Raw genomic sequence first — 9,772 nt, forward strand, 5'->3', positions numbered from 1 at the left:
TGGTAAATGGGTTAAGCGCAGACTCCCATCTCTTGTCTAAGGAGATTCTCTATATGCCCGTATGGGCGCACACCAATCTCGTCAAAGAACTGAATTTAGGAACTTTCGTTCAGTACAATAAAGGGGAAATGCTTTCAGAACGATTTCAAAACGAACCACCAGAGCGTTATGTATTGCCAGAAAACTCTGGTGTAAGGTCGATTCGGTTCATAGGAGGGGTGCAGTCGCTTATTGATGCTGTAGCAGGTACTCTGCCGCCAGGGATAGTCGAGTTAGAAACGCGAGTTAAAGCAATTCGATTAGATAAAGCTGGGGCTATCACGCTTGAAGCAGACCTTGCTAATGGAAAAAGAAAAAAAGTTTCTGCAAGTGCTATTATCCTAGCGTTGCCGCCTCGAATTGTGGCGCGTCATATTGAATTCTCTCCTGCGCTCCCTCTAGATATTATTACTGACCTTGCAAACAAACCTACGTGGATGGCAGGACAGGCCAAGGTAGTTGCAATCTATGATCGTCCCTTTTGGAGGGAATCAGGACTTTCTGGCTTCGTATCGAGTTGGGTTGGACCCTTGCAAGAAATCCATGATGCTTCTCCTGATACAGGCCCTGGTGCCTTATTTGGTTTCTTTGGAATGCCAGCGAAGAAGCGCCGGGAACTCAGCGAGGATAAAATTTTAAAATTGGTCATTGATCAATTGGTTAGACTCTTTGGACCCTCCGCCAAAAACGTACGTTCTATCCTTTACAAGGATTGGTCCAGAGATTGCGAAACGGCTGTTGAGGAAGACTTCGATCCACTTAGAAATTACCCAAGCTATGGTCAACCACCAAAAGTAGGGGTATGGGAAAAGAAAATTATTTTTGCTGGTACAGAGACTAATTCATCATATGGGGGACATCTTGAAGGTGCACTTCAGTCAGCTGAACAGGCAGTTTTTGAAATCACTAATTTAAATAACAGGTCTTTATGACACACTCTTTTCAATACAATAACACCCTATAATATATTTAAATATTGATCAGTACTGTATGTAAAAGCTAACGGAGTTTGAAAAGGTTGGATAGGAGAAAAGGTTTCCTTGCAAAACGTAATTAGCTTATTTATATAGGACATAGAGGAAGTAATACAAAAATTAGTTCCTAATGGACTGATTTTTGTATTATTCACAGAAAAAATATATGTACAAAGATATATAAAGAGCGAATTGTTCCCCAGATTTTTTAAGAATGTGCAGTATTGGCTAGCCTAGCTACAAATAGGAACTGCTTAAGTAAAGGTAACTTAGTATCCGTCATCAATTATTCAATTGTACAATTAAATAATTGAATACTTTACTTTTTTATCTTATACTAAATAAGTTCCATTACTAAACTGTAGGAGGTAATATATGATGAAAATGATGAAAGCTATACAAATTCCATCCAAAGGAGAAAAGATGAAACTGGTAGAGATTCCAGTTCCCCAGCCTGGAGAAGGACAAGTACTGCTCCGTGTAGAAGCATGCGGAGTATGTAATGGAGACTCAATGGCCATTCAAGGGGCTTCTCCAGAGTATCCCCGCACTCCTGGTCATGAAGTGATTGGTGTAGTTGAAGAAATTGGCGCAGGTTCGACGAAGTGGAAGATTGGTGAACGTGTCGGTATTGGATGGCATGGAGGGAACAACCATGTAACGGGTCTGACAATGGATGGTGGTTATGCTGAATACATGGTTGCCTACGAGGATAGTTTGTCAAGCATTCCAAATGAATTATCTGCATTAGAAGCAGCCCCACTTATGTGTGCTGGTGAAACAACGTTTAGTGCATTAAGAAACAGCAAAGCTCGACCTGGCGATCTTGTAGCTATTCAGGGCATTGGTGGGCTTGGACACCTAGCAGTTCAGTATGCAAAGAAAGCAGGATTTCGCACTGTTGCCATTTCGCGTGGTAGTGATAAAGAAGAACTGATACGTCAACTTGGAGCACACCACTACATTGATTCAGAAAAAGAAGATCCAGCTCAAGCCTTACAGGCATTAGGTGGAGCCAAGGTAATCCTTGCTACTGCACCGAACGCTAAAGCTATTTCTTCTCTAATCAATGGGCTTGGTTCAGACAGCGAATTAATTATTATAGCTGGTTCTGGTGAGCAATTGGAATTGTCAGCAATGGACTTTTTAAAAGGCCCGAATACAGTTAGAGGTTCATTTACTGGACAAGCAAAAGAAATCAAAGAAGCCGTTAACTTTAGTGTTCTCACTGATGTACGACCAATGATTGAAACTTTCCCTCTAGAACGTGCTAACGAAGCATACGATAAAATGATGGCAGCATCCACTCGATTCCGTGCTGTTTTGAATATTTCTGAGTGAATTTTTAAATTAAATTTCATTAATAAATGCCGTAACTAAAAGTGGTTCTTAAAGAACCACTTTTTTGTCTTCATTCTATAGCAATCATTCTTATAGCAACTAACAGCATATAAGACAGCCTTTGTTGTTGTTTTTATTTGATTGGATAGTTAGATCACGTCAATATTGATATTTTTCTTCTAGAAAAATCAATTTTTATGGGGGTTGACAAAAAGTATCTCCAATTGTATAATTCAATTAATCAATTGAATAGTTGATTAAAAGTAAATTAATTGCATCTCATTAGTATGAGGAAAAAAATAGAGGAGGTTATTTCTATGGGAGCAACAACACTGACAAAAGAGACATTTCAAGACCACATTCAATCAGGTGTGACATTGGTTGATTTCTGGGCTCCTTGGTGCGGGCCTTGTAAAGTTCAACTTCCAATTGTAGAAGAATTAAGCGATGAAATGAAAGGACAAGCGACAATTGCTAAAGTTAACGTAGACAATGAGCCTGAATTAGCTATGCAATTCAGCATAATGAGTATTCCGGCATTGCTTCTGTTTAAAGATGGCAAGGTAGTAGATAAAATGGTAGGTATAACCCAAAAGCATGTATTAAAAGATAAAATCTTAGAACTGAATGGCAAGTAAAGCAGCGAATTATGGAAAATCAGCAATACTTATTGAAAAGTATTGCTGATATTATGAAATTTTTTATATGTTGTGAGGTAGGAATAAAATGGCTATTATTCATGTGGCAAGTAATGAGCTAGAAAAATATTTAAACACAGATAAAGTAGTATTATTAAATTTCTCAGCTTCTTGGTGTGGTCCTTGTCTTCGTTATGGGGACATTTTAAAACAATTAGACGAGGAATTAGGAGATAGTGTACAGATAGTAAAAGTCGATACTGATAAATATCCAAAGCTTGCTAAAGGTTTTAACGTAATGGGAATTCCTAACTCTCGTTTCTACTTTAATAATCAATTTGAAAAACCTTTTGTAGGAGTTACCAGCTTAGAAACCTTAAAAGAAAAAGTACTACGTGTTAAAGCAAAATAAATGCGTATACCAATCCTAAATGAGAAGAAAAGCATATGATAATAAAGGAGGAGATTCATGTGAAAAACCAAGAGACATATGATGTTATTATTGTTGGGGCAGGTCCTGCTGGTATGACCGCAGCCGTTTATACTTCACGTGCTAATTTGAGTACGTTGCTTATTGAACGTGGAATACCTGGTGGACAAATGGCGAATACGCAGGATGTAGAGAATTATCCTGGCTTTGATCATGTTTTAGGTCCAGATCTCTCTAATAAAATGTTTGAGCACGCCAAAAAGTTTGGTGCTGTATATGAATACGGAGATATAAAAGAAATTGTAGATGAGGGTCGTCTAAAAAAAGTAGTAACTACAAAGAAAGAGTTCTATGCCAAATCTGTTATTATCGCTACTGGGGCAGACCATAAAAAGCTTGGAGTTCCAGGAGAGAATGAGCTTGGTGGTCTAGGAGTTTCTTATTGTGCCGTATGTGATGGAGCTTTCTTTAAAGGACGTGAACTTGTTGTTCTAGGTGGAGGAGACTCAGCTGTAGAAGAAGCTGTGTATCTTACACGTTTCGCTTCAAAAGTTACCATTATTCATCGTCGAGATCAATTGCGTGCACAAAAAATACTCCAAGAAAGAGCATTTAGCAATGAAAAGATTGAATTCATTTGGAATAAAGAAGTTACAAGTATAAATGAAGGAAATGGAACAGTGAATACAGTAACGTTAAAAGATACAAAAACAGGTGAACAATCTCAATTCCCTGCAAATGGTGTATTTATTTATGTGGGTACACTTCCGTTAAATGGTGCATTCAAAAACTTAGATATAACCAATGAAGAAGGTTATGTAATAACGGATGAAGCAATGGCTACAAAGATTCCTGGCATTTATGCAGCTGGAGATATCCGTGATAAGACCCTGCGCCAAATTGTCACAGCTACGGGTGATGGATCAATAGCAGCTCAAAGCGTCCAACATTATATTGAAAACCTTGAGAATTCATAAGAGATTCATTCTTATAATTATCTTATGAATATTTTATTTAGGTAATTGACATTATTTATTAAGTTGAAATTCGATAATATAATAAGGTATGAAAAATATAGGAACTTTATATTGTAAACATAGAGAGTTAAGTGGTGGTGAAACACGCAACCTTTCGTTGTACCGAACGGTAGGTAAAGAGTGAGGTTACAAAAATTAAAAAGGCGTCGCTCAGCATGGTTTAGAAAATGCTGAACAATGCCATGTGGCATCTAACTTATAAATCAATCAATGCTAGTGAGAATGTTGAAATCAATGCCTATCGCCTTGATAGGCATTGGCATTTATTAAAGACCCTTCACTTTGAAGTTAAATGGTTTAGGTCAAAGTGAAAGATGGAGGATTTTAAAATGGATATTAGTCAAATCTTTATTATTCTAACACCTATTTTCTTTGTCATCGCATTAGGATATTTAGCTGGATATTTTAAAAAATTTGATGCCACGACATCAAAAGGATTAAATACATTAGTAACTAAATTTGCATTACCAGCTCATCTGTTTGTGGGGATTACTACAACATCGAAACAAACATTAATTGAAAAATGGCCATTTTTACTTACCTTAGTCATTGGTATTGTAGGTTTTTATATTGTTTTCCTGTTAATAGCTAAATACGCATTTAAATTTTCATTAACAGGAGCATCAATGTTTTCTTTAAACTCAACCCAACCAACTTTTGCATTTATGGGAATTCCGGTTTTGGGAAGTTTATTTGGAGCAGATGTGGTTGCAATTCCAATTGCCATTACAGGAATCGTTGTAAATGCCATGCTAGATCCATTAGCCACTATTATTGGCACAGTAGGTGAACGTCAGAATGAAGGGACTGACGAAGAAGATAGTCTTTTTAAAGTAACTGTTAAATCAATTTTACATGGTCTTTCAGAGCCGTTAGCGTTTGTTCCTTTAGTTGGGGTTGTTCTTGTACTATTTGGGTTCCATACACCAGATTTATTAGCGAATAGTTTAGATCAAATTGGTTCCGTTACATCGGGCGTAGCGTTATTTGCAGTTGGGGTCACAATCGGAATTCGTAGAATTCAATTTAGCCTAACTGCATTTGGGATTGCGCTTCTTAAAATAATTGTTCAACCACTTGTCATGCTTGGAATTGCGCTTGCAATAGGATTATCTTCAGATGACGTAACAAAATTAGTTTTATTAGTAGCATTCCCAGGATCTGCAGTAGCAGCTATGATTTCGGTGAGATTTGACAATCTAGCAAGTGAGACAACCTCTGCTTTTGTTATTAGTGCGATTATGTCTCTTGTCACCCTTCCTTTTTGGATTTCTTGGTTGATGTAAATAGGTTATTGTCAATCAATCAGTTGAAATTGTAAAGAATGCTAAAGCATTTGTAGAATTCAACAGTATTGGTAACTGATTTTTGAATTTAATTCTAATTATATATTTTAATGATGATTCTGATGCAAAAAGAAGCAAACAGCTAAAGTACTATGAATACTACCTGCGCTACGAACCATTTTTATTCATACTTTGACAAAATTTGAGGTTGGCACCAGAACCATTTAGAGTTTATGAAATGAAGTGAACGTTCCTTAGTTGAGAAATTTAATGATAAATAGTATAGAAGAAAAAAGGAGAGAATACATGATGTCACTACGTGATCAAGCATTATATATGCACCAAGAAAAACAAGGGAAATTAGAAGTTAAATCAAAAGTTAAAGTTCAAAACGCTCAAGATTTAAGTTTAGCTTACTCTCCAGGAGTAGCAGAACCTTCTAAAGAAATTCATGAACATCCAGAAACGGTGTATGATTACACAATGAAAGGAAATATGGTCGGCGTTGTGACAAATGGTACGGCTGTTCTTGGCTTAGGAAACATCGGACCTGCGGCTTCACTTCCGGTTATGGAAGGAAAAGCAATTTTATTTAAAAGCTTTGCAGGCGTAGATGCATTCCCAATTACACTTGATACAACGGATACAGATAAAATTGTGGAAACAGTAAAATTAATGGCTCACACATTTGGTGGTATTAACTTAGAAGATATTGCTGCTCCACAGTGCTTTGAAATTGAAGAGCGCCTGAAAAAAGAAGTAGATATTCCTGTTTTCCACGATGATCAGCACGGTACAGCAATCGTAACAGTAGCAGGACTAGTGAACGCACTAAAAATCGTGAACAAATCAATGAAAGACTTAAAAATTGTCTTAAACGGAGCAGGAGCTGCCGGCATTGCGATCACAAAGCTTCTTTACTCTTACGGCGTACGCGACATGATTATGTGCGATACAAGAGGTGCAATCTATGAAGGCCGTCTGCAAGGCATGAATAAAGTAAAATCAGAAGTTGCTTCTTATACAAACGTAAATAAAGAAAGTGGCACGCTAAGCGACGTGATTAAAGGTGCAGATGTATTTATCGGTGTATCTGCAGCTGATGCTCTATCTCAAGAAATGGTTAAATCAATGAATGATGAAGCGATTATCTTTGCAATGGCAAACCCTAATCCGGAAATTAAGCCAGATGCTGCGAAAGAAGCAGGAGCTGCAGTTATCGGAACAGGTCGTTCAGACTTCCCGAACCAAGTAAACAATGTTCTTGCATTCCCTGGAATTTTCCGCGGAGCGTTAGACGTTCGTGCTACTCATATTAACGAAGAAATGAAAAAAGCTGCTGTTGAAGCAATCGCTTCTCTGATTACAGAAGAAGAGCTAAACGTAGATTACGTAATCCCTGGACCATTTGATCCTCGCGTAGCACCAGCTGTGGCAGAATCTGTAGCAAAAGCAGCAATAAATTCAGGTGTAGCACGCATTAAAATTGATCCAGCAATTGTTAAAGCACATACAGAACAATTAACAAAAATTGAGAACTAATAACTGATTTCAAAGCCTATTGAAACGCTGTTTTTAAGATTATGCATCACCCTCACATGGTTTTATCTGAGAATGCAACAAAAAACAGGTTCAATCCGCAAATCGATTATTTGCAGCAGCTGATAAAGGGTGTATTGTAGGAAACTGATAAAAAAAAGCTAACGTAAAGATCGAAGTTCAAGGAGAAATCTCTACAACATAAATTAGATTATAAAGGGGAGCGTTAAGGTCCCCCCTTTATCTATATATCAAGACCTGATTATGCAGTTTTTCATACAATCTTACCTCAATTTTAACTGTACCATCCTTACTTTTGTTTGTAGAGAGCAAAGAATCTTTGAGAGTAGCACGCTTTGTTCATTTTAATGAATTGGAAAGAGAATAGAGAAAATTTGTATAACGAACAGTAAAAATTATACACCAGTGAATTTTAACCAAATCATAACATTAGACACCAAATGGATACGTTCAATAGATTGTGAACTGTATGTTGTTAACCAGAAAGGTCACAAATTAGCAATTATAAACAGATTATGATAAAATTCATTTGTTTCTACTTGCACTCATACAAAGAATAAACGCGATTGAACTATTTTCGCTGACATTGTATAACTGTGAGTAGTACTATTTAAACTATTGTATATAATTTTTCATTATATCTGATATATAGAAAATAGGTAAATTCACTAATAAAGGTGTGATTATAATATGTCTAAGCAACAAGAAATTCTCTCTATAGCAAGAGAAGTAATTCATTCTAAAGGATATCAAGCTACCTCTATTAGCGATATTCTAAGTGCTGCTAATATTGGTAAAGGACAGTTTTATCATTATTTTTCCTCCAAGTATGATCTTGGTCTGGCTGTTGTAGAAGACTTTGTTCAAGAATGGGATCAGAAATTGATTTTAGATATTCTTAAAGCAGATAACGATCCTGTATCCAAATTAAATAAGATGTTGGATTGGACTGTTAGCTATCATTCTCAAATGGATTCAAAAACTGGATGTCCTTTTGGAAACCTCGCAATTGAGATGAGCGAACACGATGAACATTTCCGATTAAAGATTCAACATTTTTTTGAACGTTGGATAGATGGAATTCAGTATGCGCTAAATGAAATGGTGACAAAAAATTTATTTACTGACAATATTGATACCGAAAAACATGCTCAAACTATCATTGCTATGATAGAAGGTGGAATTTTACTAATGAAGAGCCAGCAAGATATGAAATGGTTTTTAAATGTAGTTGAAGTTATTCGTCAACAATATAATTTATCCTAATAATAAGTGATACTTGGCCCTAAACTGTACCAAAAAGTAGGTACAAATAGATGAATTAGAGGTAGCGAGCAAGAAGATAAAGAGTAATTTGCTGTAAACAGCTATTATTTTTTATCTTAAGCTACTCTATTTTAAATAGGGTATATAACTTGTGCTGTGATATCCCTAATGAGGTGCTACTTTGATTTTATGTTAATTAGTGAAAATGGTAAATATTAGTATAACTATTTTAAAGGTAAAAGGTTGCATATTCAAAAAAAGCATGCTAATATGAAATTGTACCAACTGGTAGGTACAACAATTGGTTGTTGATAGGAGGATGGTTACAATGGTTACACCAACAGAACTGTTTTATCCCAAAGATTATATTTGGATAAAAGTTGAAGATAATCGAGTACGTTTAGGTATTACAGATTTTGCTCAAACAACGCTTGGTGAAATTGTTTTCTTAGACCTTCCAGAGGAAGGGAATTCATTAACGATAAACAATAGCTTTGGTGATGTGGAGTCCATTAAAACTACATCCGATCTTATCGCACCCTTGAATGGTCAAATTCTAAAAGTAAACACATAATTAGAGGATAGTCCTGAATATATAAATGAATCCCCTTATGATCAAGGTTGATGTTGGAAGTTAAAATGGATAATGTAGATGATATCCAACATCTTATGCGTGCTAAAGAATACGAAGATTATGTACAAGAAGAAAGCTGAAAGGAGAATAATAAACATGGAAAATCATAAAAGAGATATTACAAAGTTTTTAAATGTTAAGCTAAAAGAAGATTATCTTCTTTTGTTGCATAAAGATGAAGTCGTGGCAAAGATCCCTTTAAAAAATAAGGAAGAGCTAATGTTATTCTCTAATTATGAAATAAAGGGAGATAAGGTTTACAAGAAAGCTGAAAATCCTTCTATGGTAGAAAGTTATGTAGAAAGCTGCGATTTAGGCTGGTGCTGAATATTGAGGCACTAAAGAAAACTTAATATTTTTTGAAGTAAGTAAGACAATGTAATGTTCTTTACAAAATTGATCTATTTTGGTAATTCATCATCATATCTAACCTAATTGTACCGAATGGTAGGTACAAAATGATATGAAATAAAAAAAGATTAGAGGAGAAAATTATGAATCAGAACGATAGTTTATATAAAAAATCACATTTTAACCGTTTAGGTGAATTTAGTACACTTTCACCTG

General features: G+C 35.8%; 10 protein-coding genes. All 10 read left to right on the plus strand.

Translation table 11 applies throughout. The annotated features are described in order from the left end of the window. A partial coding sequence (locus ACMX9J_RS27505; protein ID WP_416226456.1) for a flavin monoamine oxidase family protein occupies window positions 1-971 on the plus strand: 971 nt, incomplete at its 5' end. A 420-nt stretch (window positions 972-1,391) separates the two neighbouring features. Beyond that, on the plus strand, window positions 1,392-2,354 hold the full coding sequence (locus ACMX9J_RS27510) for an alcohol dehydrogenase (RefSeq protein WP_098278779.1): 963 nt from the start codon (window positions 1,392-1,394) through the stop codon (window positions 2,352-2,354). A 317-nt stretch (window positions 2,355-2,671) separates the two neighbouring features. Beyond that, the gene (gene trxA / locus ACMX9J_RS27515; protein WP_098278775.1) at window positions 2,672-2,992 is read left to right on the plus strand and encodes a thioredoxin; all 321 of its coding nucleotides are present in this window, start codon (window positions 2,672-2,674) and stop codon (window positions 2,990-2,992) included. Window positions 2,993-3,080: 88 nt separating this feature from the next. Further along, window positions 3,081-3,404: a thioredoxin family protein gene (locus tag ACMX9J_RS27520; protein WP_416226457.1), complete on the plus strand. Its 324-nt coding sequence runs from the start codon at window positions 3,081-3,083 to the stop codon at window positions 3,402-3,404. A gap of 59 nt (window positions 3,405-3,463) precedes the next feature. Further along, window positions 3,464-4,399, plus strand: a complete 936-nt coding sequence (gene trxB, locus ACMX9J_RS27525) for a thioredoxin-disulfide reductase (protein ID WP_098278777.1) — start codon at window positions 3,464-3,466, stop codon at window positions 4,397-4,399. A 389-nt stretch (window positions 4,400-4,788) separates the two neighbouring features. Further along, on the plus strand, window positions 4,789-5,745 hold the full coding sequence (locus tag ACMX9J_RS27530) for an AEC family transporter (RefSeq protein WP_098278778.1): 957 nt from the start codon (window positions 4,789-4,791) through the stop codon (window positions 5,743-5,745). 309 nt (window positions 5,746-6,054) lie between these two features. Then, window positions 6,055-7,287 carry an NAD(P)-dependent malic enzyme gene (locus ACMX9J_RS27535; protein WP_416226461.1) on the plus strand — a complete coding sequence of 411 codons (1,233 nt, stop codon included), beginning with the start codon at window positions 6,055-6,057 and terminating at the stop codon, window positions 7,285-7,287. 708 nt (window positions 7,288-7,995) lie between these two features. After that, window positions 7,996-8,571: a TetR/AcrR family transcriptional regulator gene (locus ACMX9J_RS27540; protein WP_416226458.1), complete on the plus strand. Its 576-nt coding sequence runs from the start codon at window positions 7,996-7,998 to the stop codon at window positions 8,569-8,571. A 328-nt stretch (window positions 8,572-8,899) separates the two neighbouring features. Then, entirely contained in the window at window positions 8,900-9,145 is a 246-nt protein-coding gene (locus tag ACMX9J_RS27545) for a glycine cleavage system protein H (protein WP_416226459.1), read from the plus strand. A gap of 156 nt (window positions 9,146-9,301) precedes the next feature. Then, on the plus strand, window positions 9,302-9,532 hold the full coding sequence (locus ACMX9J_RS27550; RefSeq protein ID WP_416226460.1) for a DUF2553 family protein: 231 nt from the start codon (window positions 9,302-9,304) through the stop codon (window positions 9,530-9,532). Window positions 9,533-9,772 lie beyond the last annotated feature (240 nt).

This window comes from Priestia sp. RMT2NF4 (genome assembly GCF_047872835.1).
Classification (GTDB): Bacteria; Bacillota; Bacilli; order Bacillales; family Bacillaceae_H; genus Priestia; species Priestia zanthoxyli.